A 270-nucleotide genomic window follows, 5' to 3' on the forward strand; every position below is an offset into this window, starting at 1 on the left:
AACCTTTACAATATCCCTGTCATCTTTATGGAAGATACAACGGGTTTCTTACCTGGTAAAGATCAAGAATCAAACGGTATTGTGCAAGCAGGTAGAGCAATGCTTGATTCAATTATTGACCTAAGAACGCCTCGTTTTTTGGTGATCATTCGTAACGCTTTCGGTGGTGCTTACGCTTCTTACAACTGCTATCAGACAGGTGCAGACTTTGTATGCGCCCTGCCTTCTACCAGAGCAGCCGTAATGGGACCAGCAGGTGTAGAATTTGTC

At 44.1% G+C, this 270-nt stretch carries 1 protein-coding gene; it reads left to right on the forward strand.

Annotation, left to right across the window (positions count from 1 at the left end):
- Positions 1-270, forward strand: a 270-nt coding sequence (locus tag A3761_RS07360; RefSeq protein ID WP_304439597.1) for a carboxyl transferase domain-containing protein, incomplete at both ends; no start/stop codon positions are given.

The sequence above is a fragment of the Oleiphilus sp. HI0123 genome, from assembly GCF_001635315.1.